The organism is SAR324 cluster bacterium (assembly GCA_015232315.1).
Lineage (GTDB): Bacteria > SAR324 > SAR324 > SAR324 > NAC60-12 > JADFZZ01.
The window spans coordinates 151,190-168,740 of sequence record JADFZZ010000006.1 but is presented as its reverse complement, the minus strand read 5'-3'; the positions used below and the strand labels follow the sequence as shown (position 1 = coordinate 168,740).

The 17,551-nt window shown below is 41.7% G+C and carries 13 protein-coding genes; 3 read left to right on the top strand and 10 right to left on the bottom strand.

Annotated features, from left to right (window positions below; genetic code table 11):
- Window positions 1–336, bottom strand: a 336-nt coding sequence (locus HQM11_07255; protein MBF0350813.1) for an AAA family ATPase, incomplete at its 3' end; no start/stop codon positions are given.
- Window positions 337–702: 366 nt separating this feature from the next.
- Between HQM11_07255 and HQM11_07250 the strand changes: the two genes are divergently transcribed.
- The 3 genes from HQM11_07250 to HQM11_07240 are packed head-to-tail and all read left to right on the top strand — an operon-like array spanning window position 703 to window position 3,411.
- The gene (locus HQM11_07250) at window positions 703–1,914 is read left to right on the top strand and encodes a branched-chain amino acid ABC transporter permease (protein ID MBF0350812.1); all 1,212 of its coding nucleotides are present in this window, start codon (window positions 703–705) and stop codon (window positions 1,912–1,914) included.
- A 1-nt stretch (window position 1,915) separates the two neighbouring features.
- Window positions 1,916–2,704 carry an ABC transporter ATP-binding protein gene (locus tag HQM11_07245; GenBank protein MBF0350811.1) on the top strand — a complete coding sequence of 263 codons (789 nt, stop codon included), beginning with the start codon at window positions 1,916–1,918 and terminating at the stop codon, window positions 2,702–2,704.
- Window positions 2,704–3,411, top strand: coding sequence for an ABC transporter ATP-binding protein (locus tag HQM11_07240; GenBank protein ID MBF0350810.1), 708 nt, complete (start codon window positions 2,704–2,706; stop codon window positions 3,409–3,411). Before HQM11_07245 ends, HQM11_07240 begins: the two co-directional genes overlap by 1 nt.
- 9 nt (window positions 3,412–3,420) lie before the next feature.
- On the opposite strand, the gene glpK is transcribed toward HQM11_07240, so the two are convergent.
- From glpK to HQM11_07195, 9 genes are read right to left on the bottom strand one after another with little or no spacing between them, the layout of a single operon-like run.
- The gene (gene glpK / locus HQM11_07235; GenBank protein MBF0350809.1) at window positions 3,421–4,914 is read right to left on the bottom strand and encodes a glycerol kinase GlpK; all 1,494 of its coding nucleotides are present in this window, start codon (window positions 4,912–4,914) and stop codon (window positions 3,421–3,423) included.
- A 30-nt stretch (window positions 4,915–4,944) separates the two neighbouring features.
- On the bottom strand, window positions 4,945–6,864 hold the full coding sequence (locus HQM11_07230) for a HEAT repeat domain-containing protein (GenBank protein MBF0350808.1): 1,920 nt from the start codon (window positions 6,862–6,864) through the stop codon (window positions 4,945–4,947).
- 50 nt (window positions 6,865–6,914) lie between these two features.
- Window positions 6,915–7,877: a KpsF/GutQ family sugar-phosphate isomerase gene (locus HQM11_07225; protein ID MBF0350807.1), complete on the bottom strand. Its 963-nt coding sequence runs from the start codon at window positions 7,875–7,877 to the stop codon at window positions 6,915–6,917.
- A gap of 17 nt (window positions 7,878–7,894) precedes the next feature.
- Window positions 7,895–9,025 carry a DUF2322 family protein gene (locus tag HQM11_07220; protein MBF0350806.1) on the bottom strand — a complete coding sequence of 377 codons (1,131 nt, stop codon included), beginning with the start codon at window positions 9,023–9,025 and terminating at the stop codon, window positions 7,895–7,897.
- Window positions 9,026–9,034: 9 nt separating this feature from the next.
- Window positions 9,035–10,405, bottom strand: coding sequence for a nucleotide sugar dehydrogenase (locus HQM11_07215; GenBank protein ID MBF0350805.1), 1,371 nt, complete (start codon window positions 10,403–10,405; stop codon window positions 9,035–9,037).
- Window positions 10,406–10,434: 29 nt separating this feature from the next.
- Window positions 10,435–12,078 (bottom strand): 2,3-bisphosphoglycerate-independent phosphoglycerate mutase, encoded by a 1,644-nt coding sequence (locus HQM11_07210; protein ID MBF0350804.1) that lies wholly within the window; start codon window positions 12,076–12,078, stop codon window positions 10,435–10,437.
- A gap of 25 nt (window positions 12,079–12,103) precedes the next feature.
- Window positions 12,104–12,838 carry a competence/damage-inducible protein A gene (locus HQM11_07205; protein MBF0350803.1) on the bottom strand — a complete coding sequence of 245 codons (735 nt, stop codon included), beginning with the start codon at window positions 12,836–12,838 and terminating at the stop codon, window positions 12,104–12,106.
- 17 nt (window positions 12,839–12,855) lie between these two features.
- On the bottom strand, window positions 12,856–16,134 hold the full coding sequence (locus HQM11_07200; GenBank protein ID MBF0350802.1) for a peptidylprolyl isomerase: 3,279 nt from the start codon (window positions 16,132–16,134) through the stop codon (window positions 12,856–12,858).
- Window positions 16,131–17,474 carry a peptidylprolyl isomerase gene (locus HQM11_07195; protein MBF0350801.1) on the bottom strand — a complete coding sequence of 448 codons (1,344 nt, stop codon included), beginning with the start codon at window positions 17,472–17,474 and terminating at the stop codon, window positions 16,131–16,133. The genes HQM11_07200 and HQM11_07195 overlap by 4 nt, the downstream gene beginning before the upstream one ends.
- Window positions 17,475–17,551 lie beyond the last annotated feature (77 nt).

Genomic DNA, 17,551 nt, shown 5'->3' with positions numbered 1-17,551 from the left:
AAAACTTTGTTCCACATATTCCACATCCGCCCGTACCGCAGAAAAATTGAACGGCAGCACCAGATAGGAATTGCGTTCGGAGGTAGGATGATCCCCAATCCAAAGTCCCTTGAAAAACGAATCAAATTTGTCTTTCTTGGCGATGTCGTAATAGGTCTCCAAAATCGAGACCCACAGCGATTTCCCAAAACGGCGGGGTCGGATGAAAAACAGATAAAAGTTTTCTTCCAGAATCGGAATGAAACGGGTTTTATCAACGTAATAACGGTTTTCGTTACGGATGCGTTCAAAGTCGGACGCGCCATAAGCGATGTTGCGAACACCGGGTTTGAGCATGGAAAACCTCCTGTGGATGATGGAATGAAATCGTATCCGTGTTGTAACGCAAAACCCCAGGGGCAAGCACCCGATAAAAATCATTATTCGAGTGTTGTGTTTTGCCTTTCTTCAGGCATATACAGAAGTCCCTTTGATGTTGTGGAAACGGTACATCACTAAAAATATTAGCTTCAATAAAATTGACGTCTTTAAAAACCACAATTTTTTCAATGTATTATCCAAAACACAACACTCGAGTGAGTTTATTATTCTTAAATAAATTTAAAAAGATCGTATCAAAGCTCACCAGCACTTGATTTTATAAGGAAAACCCACTACCGATAAGAATATTTTTCAACAACGATTCATGCATAATAATGAGCCATGAAAAAAATTTTCTGGGAAATCCTGCAATGCCTTTTGATCTCTGGCCTGTTATCACTCCTGTGCCTCCCTTTGGTCGTCCTCAAGGTGGATGTTGCTGAGGAGCTGATTGACTGGCAGTGGGATAAATTATTATGGGTAACCATTTACAGTTTTACAGGCACTTGTCTATGGCGCTTATTGAAGCATCATCCATCCCCCCGTTTTTTTGAAGCAATCAACACCCTTAAAAAACCCTTTCAACCCCTCGCACTTCAAGTGATCCAACATCCTGCGATCATGAGTTGTTTACTGCTCTCTGGCCTGATTTTTCTGCCATGGATCCTTTCACCCTATCAAATTTCAATCCTGACCACCGCTCTGATGTATGTCGTTTTAGGATTAGGATTGAATATTGTGGTTGGTTTGGCTGGGTTGCTGGATTTGGGATATGTCGCCTTTTATGCGGTTGGAGCCTATTCTTATGCGCTTTTCCATGAATATTTTGGACTCGGATTTTGGGCCGTTCTGCCGGTTGGAGGTATTCTTGCCGGATTGACTGGCATTCTGTTAGGCATTCCAGTTTTGAGACTACGGGGAGACTATCTGGCCATTGTCACACTTGGATTTGGAGAAATTATCCGATTGGTGCTGGAAAACTGGAGTGAAGTCACCAAAGGGCCTCAGGGAGTGTCAGGCATCCCTTCCCCTGATTTTCCAGTACACATTGAATATGAACAAGTGGCCATTTATATGTATCTCCTGATGCTGATGATGGTCACTGTCACCATTGTTGTCGTTAAACGACTGGACCACTCCAGAATAGGCAGGGCATGGATTGCCTTAAGAGAGGATGAGCTGGCTTGTCAAGCCATGGGAATTGATACAACCAGAACCAAGTTGAGGGCCTTCGCACTTGGCGCCTGCTGGGCAGGATTCGTTGGAGTTTTTTTTGCTGCCAAGAACAGTTTTGTAAATCCTCACAGTTTTACGTTCATGCAATCCGCAATCATCCTGTGTATTGTTGTTTTAGGAGGAATGGGTTCCATTACTGGAGTTATTCTGGCCGCGTTATTTCTAATTTTGATACCAGAATATCTCAGATTTATGGCTGATTACCGAATGCTGGTATTCGGAGCCGCTATGGTCGTGGTTATGGTATTCAAACCGGAAGGATTGATCAGCAATGTCCGGCGACGTTACGAACTTCATGAAGAACAGAATTACGGATAAAATGACCGCCCTGCTGAACATTGAAAACTTGATCATGGAATTTGGTGGGTTACGAGCTATTGACGATATTGATCTCGAAGTGGGATTGGGACAAATTGTCGCGGTCATAGGACCGAATGGCGCAGGTAAAACAACTTTGTTCAACTGCATTACCGGTATGTATCATCCCACCCGGGGCAATATCTGGATCACCGCCCCCTCTCAACCGCCTAAAAATATTATTGGTTTGAAGCCCAATCAGGTCACAGAATCCGGTTTAGCCCGCACCTTTCAAAACATCAGACTATTCGCCAATATGACTGTTCTGGAAAACGTCATGGTTGGTTTTCATTGCCGAACAACCAGTGGCATTTTTTCAGCAATATTTCGGAATAAACATTTCAAGACAGAGGAACAGCAGGTCATTCATAATTCTTATCATTTACTAAAGGAAGTAGGACTTGCTACCTATTCGTCTGTGATGGCAAAAAACCTTCCCTATGCCGCACAAAGACGTCTTGAAATAGCACGGGCACTTGCGACGCAACCATTGTTGCTGCTTCTGGACGAACCGGCCGCGGGAATGAATCATCAAGAAACCAGTGATCTGGACAAATTGATTGTCCAAATTCGAAATCAATATCACTTGTCCATCCTGATCATTGAGCATGACATGAAACTGGTGATGAATATTTCTGATAAAATTTATGTTCTGGACTACGGAAAAAAAATCGCGGAAGGTTCCCCCGGCGAAATTCAAAAAAATCCAGCGGTTATCAGAGCCTATTTAGGAGAGGATATTACAGACTGATGTTGACCTTGAACAATATCCAAAGCTTTTATGGCAATATCAATGCACTCAGAGACGTTTCACTGGAGATCTTTCCAGAGGAAATTATCACATTGATCGGATCCAATGGCGCGGGAAAAACAACCACACTGATGTCAATTTCCGGTTTAGTCCCCATTAAAAAAGGAGAAATTTTTTTTGAATCACAGCCAATTCACCACTTGAAACCTGATCAAATTGTGAAAAAAGGAATTTGTCAAGTGCCTGAAGGAAGACGTATTTTCCCTGATTTCACGGTGAAAGAAAATCTGGAAATGGGCGCTTACCTGCGTAAGGACAAAGTTGGAATCAAATCTGATCTGGAATATGTCTTTGAATTATTTCCTGTTTTAAAAAACAGACAAAAACAACCTGGAGGTACCTTGAGCGGTGGTGAACAGCAAATGCTTGCCATCTCAAGAGCACTCATGAGCCGTCCTCGTTTGCTGTTGCTGGATGAGCCTTCTTTAGGGTTGGCCCCAATGATTGTCCGAAATATTTTTGAAATCATTCAAAAAATCAACAGAGAGCATAAAACCACCATCTTTCTGGTAGAACAAAATGCCAATCTGGCATTAAAAATAGCTCATCGGGGATATGTCATGGAACAAGGGAGAATTGTTCTACAGGATACAGCCGCCAACTTGCTGAACAACCCTCAAGTCAAGGCGGCTTATCTGGGGATTTGACCGTAATGTTCAATCGCTCATCCAGTTCCTGGAACGGCCTACAGCTTTTTGCCATCCTTCAATAAAATGTTGCACATCGGATGCCACCAGAGAGGGTTTAAATTGCTGATCTTCTTTCCACATTGACCGAATGTCATCCAGATTTTTCCAGACACCTGTTGCGAGACCGGCAAGAAAAGCGGCACCCATGGCTGTGGTTTCGACCACTTCAGGGCGACTGACAATCAATCCCAGAATATCTGCCTGAAACTGGCATAAAAAATTATTTGCTGAGGCACCACCATCTACCCGGAGTGTTTTCAGTTTCATTCCAGTATCTTTTTCCATGCTTTTCAGAACATCATAGGATTGAAACGCAATTGCTTCCAGGCCTGCACGGACCAAATGGTTTTTGTTGGTATTTCGACTCAATCCAACGATGGTTCCCCGGGCATAGGGGTCCCAATGCGGAGCACCTAATCCCACAAATGCAGGTACCACAAATACCCCTCCGCTGGAATCAACAGATCGAGCCATTTCTTCGGTTTCTTTTGCGTCGTTAAACAGTTGTAAACCATCACGTAGCCACTGAATCAGAGCACCTGCTATAAAAACAGATCCTTCCAGTGCATACGTTACTTTGTTCCCAATCTTCCATGCAATTGTTGTCAACAGTCCATGCTGTGAAATAGTCAACTGATGCCCGGTGTTCATGAGCATGAAACATCCAGTTCCATAAGTATTTTTTGCGGTTCCAGACTCAAAACAGGCTTGACCGAATAGAGATGCTTGTTGATCGCCTGCAATACCAGCAATTGGAACGGAGGCCCCCCACTGGGTTTCATCCGTATGAGCCATCACTTCGCTCGAAGCCATGACCTGGGGCAAACTGGATTTTGGAATTTCAAACTTATTCAGAATTTCTTCATCCCATTCCAGTTTTTCGATATTAAACACGAGGGTTCTGGAGGCATTACTCACGTCTGTGATGTGTTTTTTTCCTCCTGTCAGGTTCCATACCAACCAGGAATCTACTGTCCCAAATAACAAATCGCCTTTTTCTGCCAGTTGCCTGGCATCCGGATTATTTTGAAGGATCCACCGCATCTTTGTTCCAGAAAAATAGGCATCGGTCACCAATCCGGTTTTTCGTTTTAATACCTCATCGAATCCCTCACGTTTCAATTGATCACAATAGTTAGCGGTACGGCGACACTGCCAAACAATTGCGTGCCCCACCGATTTTCCGGTTTTTCTGTCCCACGCGATTACGGTTTCTCGCTGATTAGTGATCCCGATCGCTGTGATATCTTTCATTTTTAAATTCTGTTTCCTAAGCACCCCCTCAATAGTCTGCTTTTGAGAGTCCCAAATTTCTTCTGGTTTTTGCTCAACCCAACCTGATTGAGGATAATAACACGTCAAGGGAGCGGAATCAGACGCGATAATCTTTCCCCGTTCATCAAACAAGATTGTTCTGGAACTGGTGGTACCTTGATCTAAAGCCATTATAATGCGAGACATTCATTTCCTTTCATCGAAAGAGTCATTCTGCTAAACCCCATTATCCAGAGAATTAAGGAGATCTTCAATCACTTCCAGAATATCATCGTTTTCTTCCTCCGAATATATTGTTTTAAGCCCCTCAGAGGCTTCTGAACTGCCAATCATCTTAAGTGCTTTTAAAATATGAAATTTTACCGCCATATCTTCCGAATTCCAATTTGATACAATACAGGAAACAGAGGCAGGATTTCTGATTTCGCCCAACGCGTCAATGATCGCCGATTTAAGATTAACGGGTGAATCAACTTCAAGCATGTTTTCCAAAATCTGTCTGCAATGGTCTGTTCCAAGATGACCATAAATCTGAATCACAGATAATACAATTTCCTGAATGGGATCTTTTAATAATGGCTCGAGCCATTTGACAGCATGATCAAGATCAAGATTGGCGATCCCTTTTATCGCGATTTTTTTGATATTGATTTCAGGTCTGCTCAGTCCCTCCTGTAAACGGTTGAGCATCTCATCGTGTGATATTTCGCTAGGATTTCCAAATGATTTATAGGCCAGATGCCGTTCTCGGGCATCAAAATAACGCAGATATGGATAGGCGTAGGCGGTCTTCTTTTGTTTGATTATTCCAAGCAAGGCAGCATTAGCCGCCTCACACACTTCCTGAGAACGGTGCCCCAGACATTCAATCACTTGCTGTTCTAATTCGGGAATATCAAGCCGTTGAATGGCTGTCAGGGTGTGTTCTATAATTTCATCAATGGGCGATGTCAACATACGTGCCAGATACTGTTTTGTTTCATCACTGACTGGAAGAAACAAAGCATCCAGAGCAACTCGCTGGAGTGTGATATGGTCAGATTCTAAAAATTTTAATATCCAGGAAACACTCTCCTGTTTTTTCAGACGCCCCAATCCATCTAGTGCATTTGCCTTGGCGGTCATGGGCGCCTCAGGATTGTCCAGAATTTTAAGGACAGGACTAATATCCACTGGATAAATATCAACCATAGCTTTCAAAGCTGATTTTCGAATCTCGCCATCCTCATCAAAAAAAAGCTGTGTTAAAAAAGGAATCGAGTGTTGAGATCGCATCTGACCAATCAGTTGAACCGCTTTTATTCTTATGGAAGACTCACCCTGAAGTGCTACATTGTACAATGGTTCAATCGATAAATCATCAAGGTAATCAATCACATGAACATCCCTGTTCTCCGCAAGAATTTTTTCCAGAGAAACAACGATTTCTTCCGCAAACAATTGGGGTTTTTCTTTGAGAAATTTTATAAGAACAGAAATACTTTTGGGGGAAGCGATCCGCCCCAGTGCCTGAATACCGGATAATAAAACAAGAGGATCTTCTTCTGAATCCAGTACCTGAGTCACAATCTCATGAGCTGATGGTGTTCCAATTTCACCAAGAGCGCGCAGGCATGCGCCCTTCATCCATGGAATATCGGCCATGTGAGACTGCAAATATGGAATCACATTTTCATCTCCCAGACGGCCCAGCATTTCAGCCGCCACATAAGAGATATTCACATCTTCATCATTTATGGCATCCAATAAGGCGGGTATACAACGTTTACTATTGATATGATCTAATGCGTCAATAGCAAATTTTCTGACATCCCGATCTGGATTTTTGAGTTCTTTCAGGAGTGCGTCTACAGAAATTTCACCTAAGTCTGACAAAATTTCCCGGGCATAATTTCTAACAGAAATCTCAGGACTCCCCATCAGCGGAGACATTGCGTTAACCACTTCCTCCGTACCAATCATGATTAATGATTCCGCGGCCGCTTCAGAAACAGCACGTGAGCTATCGGACAAGGACAGTGATAAGGGCTGAATTGCGTCAGCATCCCGTAAATAACCCAAATCTTCACAGGCCATTCTGCGAATACCTTCGTCCGGATGCTGTAACTCCTCAATCAATTGCTTCAGGTTACTCATGATCGGATGATAAAACAGGTTATTGATTAAAAGTTCAGGTACGTTATCACCTAATAAACTCCAGCCCGGAGAATATGGTAAATCTGAATAATTCCAACAGGTATATTATCAGAATCCGCCACAATCAGACAAGTGATGGAATGGGTTTCCATTATATGCAATGCTTTTGCCGCAAGATCATTTCTGGAAATAATTTTGGGATGGGGAACCATATACTGGCTTATTTTGTTATCCAGAAAATTGAATTGCTGTTTCACCAGACGCATCAAATCACCCACAGTGAATACGCCCTGCAATCGGCCAGACTTGTCAACAACCACCAGGATTCCCAAGTTTTTTTCTGAAAGTTCTTCCAACGCGTCTCGCATCAGCATGGTATCTACCACAAAAGGCAACTGGCTTGTGACCATTACATCTTTGACACAGATTGTCAATTTTTTGCCCAGACTGCCACCAGGGTGAAAAACAGCGAAATTTTCTGACTTAAAATTTCTTTTTTCCAGCAAGCACATGGCTAACGCATCCCCCAATGCCAAGGTCACGGTACTGCTGGTTGTCGGCGAAAGCCCCAAAGGACAGGCCTCTTTCTGAACAGCGATATTGAGAAACACAGAGGCATGACGAGCCAATGCGGAATTCGCATTTCCAGTCACACCAATCAAAGGTACTCCGGCAGCCTGAACATGCCCCAAAATTGGAACTAATTCCGCGGTTTCACCACTGAAGGAAATTGCCATTACTGTATCATTGGGGCCAATGACACCCATATCTCCATGAATACTTTCCGCAGGATGTAAAAAAATGGAAGGTGTCCCTGTGCTGGTCAAAGTCGCCGCAATTTTGCGACCGATCAACCCGCTTTTCCCCATTCCGGTAATAATGACCTTACCTTGGCAACCATATAACAGTTCCACCGCATCTTCAAACGCATGATCCAGTCGTTCCATCATGTCCTGAAGACCTTCAATTTCTATGGCAAATGTAGTTTTTGCTCGTTGTAATACAGCAGACATGGACCCGGATAATAATTTTATTGATACAAAATACCTTGTTTCTCAAAATGGCGTATTGTTGTTGAATCTCTTAGATCACCTGGTTTCAGAATTACCGCATCTGTTCCCCATTTTCCATCTTCACTCATCATCACACCCCCGACAGCCAGACGATAAGGAGGAATCACCGGCAATAAAAATGTTTTATCACCAACGACACATGGATAGGGAGGGACAATTTTACCTGTATCCTGATCCAGAATTTTTTTCCCGGATGCCATGACAACCCCACTGGCAACGATCGCCCCTTCGCCAATGATTCCCGCAACCTCACACATTGCGCCAATTTTGGCGCCATTTTCAACAATTGAAGGCAATCTCCCCGCTGGTTCCAACACGCCTTCAATTCCGGAGCCTGCGCCAAATTTGACGCCTTCTCCGATTTGAGCACACGAAGCAACCCGGGAAGCACCATCGATCATCACTCCTTTTCCTGCAATATATGCCCCGATGTTCACAAAAGCCATGTTCATGATCACGGTTTGAGGCCCGATATAAGCGCCCGTTCTGACAATGGATCCGGGAGCGTATCGCACTCCGCTTTCATCAAAGTCTTCATCACTGTATTTTGTGGTTTTCAAAGGAATTTTATCCCAATATTTTTCATGAATCCGGTGATTGGAGTGGCTACTGAAATAATTCAGAATACCATCAATCACATAAGTTTGTGGCTGCCAAATGCCACGAATTTTTTCTGCGGCTCTTAACAGGCCTTTGTTCATTAGTTCGATAAACACATCACAATCTTCTGAAGATCCTGAACGTGTGGACATAATTTCAATCAATTTTTTGACAGAACTCTCAACTTTTTTAAGTTTTAAAAAATTATTCGACTCCAATGTCAATAATAGATTTAAATTAGGATGCTTTTCCGGGTTTTGTCTGGCGGCATCAACATGTTCTCCAAATAATCGAATTCCCTCCTTGGCTTCTTCCAAACCAATCTGCCCTTGAGCATTGACAATGTGATTGAAAATTTTCAACGCCCCCTGAAAGCCTTTCAGATTTGGAATAATTGAGACAAGCTGATCATTTTGATCATACACTCGAATGATAACTATTTGATCTATTTCTGGAAGTTTTTTCAGATTTTCTTCAAAAATTGCCATGATTTTTCCTTAAAAATGCTTAAGAGGAGATTTCCCAATAGGAAACACATTAAATCCAATGTCATAAAGTGCCTGATGGTCCAGATGATTTCTACCATCAAAAATAAACGCGGGTTTGGCCATCAATTTAAAAATCCGCTCATAATCCAAAACCCGATATTCTTTCCAATGGGTCACTAACGCGATTGCATGAGCACCTTCCACCGCTTGATAGGGATCTGATTCAAAATATATTTCCCCAGTGATATCCTTCAGTTCCTCCTTTGCATTTTCCAAGGCCTGCGGATCATGCACATGAACCACTGCTTTCTCTTCCAAAAGTTTCATACATACAGGCAATGCGGGAGTATCCCGAGTGTCACCTGTGTCGGGTTTAAAAGCGAAGCCAAAAACAGCAATTTTCTTACTTGCCAGAGTATTGAACATATTAATCAGAATATTTCTGAAAAATCGATTGATCTGATAATCATTCATCAATACCACATGTTCCCAATAACGACCGACTTCCGGCAAGCCATAGTAATCGGCCAAATATGCCAGATGTAAAATATCCTTCCGAAAACAGGATCCACCAAACCCCACACTGGCTTCCAGAAAACGTGGTCCAATGCGTTGATCCATACCAATGGCCTTGCTAACTTCACTAATATCAGCCTGAGTTTGTTCGCATAAAGCAGAAATGCTGTTAATGGATGATATTCTTTGAGCAAGCATGGCATTGGCCACCAACTTGGAAAGCTCACTGCTCCATACGTTGGTCATAAGAATACGCTCTTGAGGTACCCAATGGGCATATATTTGGGCAACAGCTTGGCAGGCATTGATTCCTTCCTGATTTTCTCGCCCTCCGATCAACACCCGATCAGGTTTTTTTAAATCAATGATTGCTGTGCCTTCCGCTAAAAACTCCGGATTTGAAATCACTTCAAATCTGGTATTGCTGGCTCCTGATTGTAAGATCCTGGCCATTGCGGCGGCGGCACGAACAGGAAGTGTGCTTTTTTCAACCACAATCACATAGGGTTTTCTGGCATTTTGTAAAATGGATCTGGCAGTTTTTTCCCAATATTGCAGGTCAGCACCTCTGCCAGCACCTTCTCCGAATGTTTTGGTAGGAGTATTCGTGGCAACAAATACAATATCCGCCTCGGTCAATGCCCCGGCAACATCCGTACTGAAAAACAGATTTTTACCACGTTGTTTTTCTACAACTTCCTGCAAACCAGGTTCATAAATTGGAAGATTAGGCGAATTCCAACGATCAATTCGATTCTGATTGATGTCTACTACTGTGATTTTATATGCTGAACAATGTTCCGCAATCACAGCCATGGTGGGACCACCAACGTACCCGGCACCAATGCATACAATATTTTTCATAAATCAACTTTCAATCAGGTTTATCAAAATCAACTGAAATCAAATAAAGACTCATTGATATCCGATGGATGTTCTTCTCCCATAAGAATAAAATTTGTTGCGGCTATATTACTCAAATTCAATTGGGTTTCATGGTTTAGGGGTTTCAGTTTATAACTGCTATCATACAGCGGATCATAAATAATGAATGGTACTGGATTGAGTGAATGTTTGGTGTTTGGTTCCCAGCACTGTTTCTTTTTATTGAATGATTTCATCTGATCCGCATTTCCATGATCTGCGGTAACGACAAGCAAACCATTTTTTTGTTCAATGGCTTTTATAATTTTTGACAGTTGAATATCAACTAATTCAACCGCCTTGATAGCGGCTTCCAAATTACCTGAATGCCCGACCATGTCGGCATTGGCAAAATTAATCAATCCATAGTCATATTGATCTGACAGTATATACTTTACAGCCTGATCCGCAATTTCCATGGCCTTCATTTGAGGTTTTAGATCAAACGAAGGAATTTTATCAGATTCAATCAAGTGGTATGTCTCTTTTTTTCTGTCTAACGGTTCACGATAGCCACCATTAAAGAAAAAAGTAACATGAGGAAATTTTTGAGTTTCAGTCAATCTGAACTGCATTTTATTGTGTTCAAGGATTCTTTTTCCAAATGGAGATTCAACTGACACAGATCCAACAATAAAATTTTCTGGAGTTTGAGTGTCCTGGTCATAAATCATCATGCCAGCAAATTCTATTTTGGGACGAGGTGAACGATCAAAATGCTTAAAATCATCATCAACAACAGCTCTTGTAAACTCAATCGCCCGATCCGCCCGAAAATTCACAAAAATTAATGAATGATTATCTTGAATCGGACCTATTGGTTTTCCATTCCGAGTGATCACAAAACCGGGCAAGGCCTGATCTATTATGTTAGGGTCCTGCTCTCTAAAAAAAGAAATCGCCTGATCCATTGACTCAAAATAATGGTCACTCTTCCCTCGAATATGCAGATTCCAACCAGCTTCAACGCTTTTCCAGTTTTCATCTCTATCCATTGTGACGGCTTCCCTGCCGCCCCCACTGGCAAACGCATAATCCACTTCAGGTCTCTGGGATTTAAGTTCATGAAACAATTGCTCCAGAACCTGCGTATAATCCGTAGCTGACTGAATAGCGACATCTCGGCCATCCAGCAGAGCATGGACATAAAGTTGTTTGACACCACTATTGAAGGCATGTTTGATAATGGCGATAAAATGACTTATGTGGCTATGAATATTGCCATCCGATAACAATCCCAGGAGATGTAGCGGTGTCTGGTGAGATAAGCAGTTCTGGATCATTTTATTCAGAACTGGACTATTGTTGAATTCACCTGATTCAATCATATTCTGAATCAAAGAGGGACCTTGTTCCAAAACCATTCCAGCCCCCATAGTCAGATGTCCGACTTCTGACCCACCAAGATCTGTTTCGCTTGGCAAACCTACATACTTGCCATGTGCAAATAATTGTGTGTTGGGAAACTGTTTCATCAGATTATTCATTACAGGGATTTTTGCATGATACATTGCGTTGGTTTCATTCTGTTCCCCAATTCCCCATCCATCCAGGACAACATGAATCAGAGGCAGACGACGACGAAAATGTTCAGCCAATTGTTTGGGAGTCATAGCTTACCCGCCAGTAAAGGTTATTCTAAAATTGAACCATTTTATCTTTAGGAAGATGGTCCATGAGATAATCAAAAGCTTCCTGTAAATATGATTTTTCCCTTGATTCAAGAGTCAATTTCAAGGTGTAATCCTTACGCCATAACGTGGGATAAGACCCTAACAACAATGCAGGATAATTCATCATGGTTTTATCCAATAATTCTGAAATCAGGCTTTCATCAATTTTCATGAAGATTTCACGTAAAAAAATTGGATCTTGACGAAACATTTCCTTGATCCCATTGAAACGCTCTCGCAATAACTCAGGAATACCTGGAAAAATAATTATATTATGAAACTGGAGTTGAGGAGCAGAAAGCGTTTCATATTCCAGCAACTGTGCCCCTTTAGGGATCTTTGCCATCCGCAAATGAGCCGGGGTGCATTGATCTTTGTAATAATCTCTGATCAGTTGAGCCAAACGTGGCGACTCTTCTGTTGCCACCCCAAACGCTTTCGCAATCGACTCAATGGTGATGTCATCATGAGTTGGGCCAATTCCACCACTGGTAAACACCCACGTGAATTGTTGTGCATACTCCTTGACAAGTTTCCCTACTAAATCAATCTCATCCGGTACTGTCAGGATTCTATGCACATCCACACCCAGAAATCGTAATTCCTGACATAGATAATAGGAATTGCTGTCTTTTACCTTCCCGGAAAGTATTTCGTTCCCTATCACTACAATTGCGGCGGTATCTGGAGTTCGTGTCATAAGGCCTTTATGCTTAATTATCGAAGTCTTTTAATGATATGAAACCCTGTGTTTGATTCAATAATATCACTTATTTCCTCCGATTCCAGACGCAAAATTTCATTTTCCATTTCAGGCATCAACATACCTTGTGATATCATTCCCAATTGACCTCCCTGAACTGATGATAAAGCTTCTGAGTATTTTTGAGCAAGTTCAGCAAAGCCATAATGAGAATAATCCCGCACTAATGAGGAATAGCATGTTGCCATACTATGCCCCAGAGTTTCAGTCAGAGTTTCAGCCAATTCCGTCGAACTTTTAAATGTTTGATCCATCAACAACTTCAATTTGTTTAACAAAACATCGGTATCCCCTTCTTTCTGGATGCTACGCATTGATGTGGAAGAAAGAATCAATGGAACGGGTATTGATGCTTGTTGAGCCAAGAGGTCTATATATCGTTCAGTCGCTTCAACCCCTATCATATTTACCAGAGCATCCTTAAATAAAGCCAAAGTCGCAAAAGGAATACCTTCCACTTTTTTCACCCCCTGAAGAATCCTGTCAAAATCACCATCCTTCGCAATTTGTTCAATCACATCAGAATTTATTCTGTAAATGGTTTGAACAGATTCATCAAAAACATTTTTATACCACAAAAACAAGTATGGTCCTAATGATGCCTGAACCGTTGAAACTAACGCAGTTTTAGAGGTGTACTCCTGATTGATGATTGCCGCCAGTTTTTTGAAAAACTGTTCTTTATCAGGTATTTTTTTAATATCACTGAACAAACCATCTGAAAGTTTGAAGTAGGATTCAGTATATTCCTTCAACAAAGGTCTGTAGTTTTGCAGCGATTCCGCATCAAGATACTGAGAAATAGTTTGTTCAAAGGCAATATCTCCATCGAACTCCATATCCATAATTGGTTGAAGTTTCCCAATGATAGTATCGAAATCCTGATTATTCAGAATTTCCTGAAGCATCGTGGATGTCAACTTATACCCATTTTTAGTTTGGGCCTTTTTAAGCAGCAACGTTTTATAGCGATTTGTCGCATCTTTTCCAATTCTTCTCTCTATCGCGCCTATAAAGGCATAGCGCCCTTTATAAAACTGATTCAGAACCCCAGATAATTTTTCTGTTATCTGCTTTGAGGAAAGCCCTTTTTGCATTCTGGAAAGATCTGTACTTCTTAAAAAGATTTTATGCTCAATATAAGTTTCAAAAAAACTTTGATACATCCATAAAGGATTAGTTCCAAGTATCTTTTGAATAGTCGCCCATAATTCATTTTTTGTGGAATATTTGTGTGCTTGAAGAGCACTCAACGCCACAGCCACATCACCAGGGAACAGAGATTCATCCAATGCGGACATGATTGTACTCGACATTGAAAAGACTTTTTTAACATGTTTGTAGATCAGTTTCTTATAACGATCCGCAGAGTTCTGTCCTAAAGCAGTTCTTAAAGAAGCATCAAAATCATACTTATTCTGAAAATCCTTTTTATCTAAAAAACGCAATTTTTGAAGAAATCCTGCAAAATCATGAGATTCCTGAATCTGTTCAATGGAATCTTCCGTTAACTCAAATTTTCGCTCCACATGTTGTAATACGATAATCGAAAAGCGGTTTTTAATCTCATTTCCAACCTGTTTTTCAATTGCATCTAACAGTGTGTTTTCTGATAAAAACTGTTGACCTCTCATTGTTTCAAGATTCACCAAGAGCTGATAAAAACCACTATTATTTTTAATTTTTTCAAGAGTGCTTGGGGTGATTTTGAACTTAACACCAAAATCTGAATAACCCAGAATCTGCATACTGAAATGTTCATTTTCCAGTGTCTCCAACGTTTCGGCAAGTCCACAAAAAAACTGGTTCTGATCTAAATAGACACGATCATTGTTAATGATCAATGCCTCAAGGGTCTGGGATGAGATATCCATTTCCGACAATTCTTTCAATTTTTCTGCGCTCACCTTTACTTGAGGAAATGACGTTAAAAAACTTTTAATAATTGAATATTCTTTTGTAGATATTGGATACATTGCCTGGCGAACCGCACATAAAAATTTATGTTTTTTACGAAAATTCCGTCCATTCAGACTTTTTAAGCGGGCTAAATATTCTCTGGGAATTTCTACCGACTGGAGAATAGAAAAAACATCGTTGTTTATTTTGTAATATTGTGTCGATTGGATTTCTTCCAATATCTGACCAGCCAATTCCAAGGCTTCCATGCGACTCCTGGATTGCACCGGGTCACTTTGACGATGAGTGATCAAAATTTGATTTATCTCAAAATTTACTGGAGATACCCTTTTATAAATTACAAATCCAAGTGGAGAATCAACCGGGGCACTCACCTGACCAAGTCTCAATGAAAACGCATCATACAAAAAACTAGGAAGAGAATCTGAATACTGAAGAGAAGGAATTATATTATGCTGAGGTAAGGTTGAATGCCTGAGAATCAATTCCTGAAAATCTACTTCTTTTCGTCGGCCGGCATCAGTCAATTGAGTTGCCAGGTGTTGTGCCTGGTCCCGTGAAAGATTCAACGGAGGGGAATTCGCATCAGACTGATATCCAACGACCAGCAATTCCAGCGAAACATTATCAACCACTTGCTGATTGGGAGAAGGAATCTTAGCTGGATCAACCGGCTTTTCAAAATAAGCCGAATCTATCCCGGATTGAATGAGAGCCGTTTGATAAAAAATATGTTGTCCATATTGTTCTGGATCAAAAGAACCCGCCCTGTCGCCCACAGGCACAATCCTTATCCCTGTGACAGGCATTCCCTGCCTCATTTTTATAATGATATCCAGGCCCTCGATGACTTTTCCAAAAAATGGATGGATTCCATCGTATCTGGGAATGACTTGATGAGTGATTATGAATTGCCCGGGATCCACATAAGAGCCACGGTTGATCATGGACAACATGCCAGCACTTTCCTGATACAAAGGTTCCTGAGTTCCAGGAGAGATCACATAGCCAAGATTCCAGGAACTTCCCGCCTGAGCAAACAAGCCGGGAATTACCCGATCAAACTGGATAGATTCTGAGTATTTTCCCGCAGACTTTGGAAAATGAAGCTTCCATGAAGGAGTCTCATTGATCAGCCCGACAAAATTGGCAACCCAAACAGGGGCTGTTTCAAAAAATAATTCAATCCAGATCGTTCCTTGCGGTGTATTGATTTCGGCATACAATCCTTTTTCCGCGGGACTGCCTAATCCTGAAGTCCCCCAGCACAAAAGTACTAATAGAATAGCAATACGCCGATAGAGAGACTTCATTCCTCTCTTTTTATAATGTGGTAACCAAAAGGAGTTTCTACAATATTGGCGCTGACATCACCTGATTTTGTTCGAAACACTTCATCCTCAAAGGAAGGAACCATCATACCTCTTGCGAATTTTCCCAATTGACCACCATTCGGCGCTGTTGGGCCATCAGAATAAGTTTTGGCAAGTTCCGCAAAATCTTTTTTTGCCAACGCATCTTTTAGAACCTGGCGAGCCCGCTCCATAGCTTCATCCTTGGTACGTTTCTGTTTTGAACCCACAGCACCTTGATAAGAAATCAGGATATGACTGGCATTTGCATATTCCAACGGAATTCTTTTAAAAAGCAAATACCCCATTGGACTATCAATGGGATCACTCACCTGTCCTTCTTTCAATCGAAACGCAGTATGCAGAAACGCGGGCAATTGAGGGTCGGACTTTTTCAATACAGGAACCGTAGTTTGTTGGGGTAAGTCCGAAAATTTCTGGATAAGATCACGGAAATCTCCATTTTTTTGCCGAGCCAGTTGAACTAATTTTTTTGAGACGTCCAAGGCCCCGGCTTTATCATAATATATATGTGGCTTAGGTGTTTTAGCACCTTTATAGGTAATCACAAGCATGTCCAGCGCCACTTCATCCACCTCGGTCTGTTCTGCGGATGGAACTCTTTGCGGGTCAATCACACCGGAAAAAGAGGGAAGTGTTTTTTTGTTGGCTTCCGCCTGTTTTTCTGCGTCTTTTTGTGCCTTTTTATCAATTTCCGCTATATCAAAGGCCTTGGCCTTGCTTCCTTCCCTGAGAATCGTCACCGATTTAATCAAATCACCTTGTTCAATCTTCAGCACCACATCCATTCCCTGTACAACCTCACCAAAAACAGAATGTCGGTTGTCCAGCCATGGCGTCGCCTTGTGTGTGATGAAAAACTGACTTCCATTTGTACCAGGTCCGGCATTAGCCATTGATAGAATTCCCGGCTTGTCGTGTTTGAGATCCTCATTGAACTCATCCCCAAACTGATACCCTGGACCACCACTTCCATTGCCTAAAGGATCCCCCCCCTGAATCACAAAATCCTTCACGACACGATGAAATGTAAGACCATCATAAAATTTTGTATTTTTGGATTCGCCATTGATGGGATCAATCCATGCTTTTTTACCTTCAGCCAAGCCGATAAAGTTAGCAACGGTCATGGGTGCTTTTTCATAGAACAATCTTATCAAAATCAGGCCTTTGCCTGTTTCCATTTTAGCATATAAACCATCATCCAGTTTTTCCTGAGCCGCTAAGACAAAAACCTGACTCAATAAAATAACCCCCGCTAACAACCATCGCCCTTTCATTGCGTTCCTTTTTAGAAAATTATAGGATTGAGTGCCTCTAGCATCAGGCCCCCCTCTTTATTGCATATCACTTACAA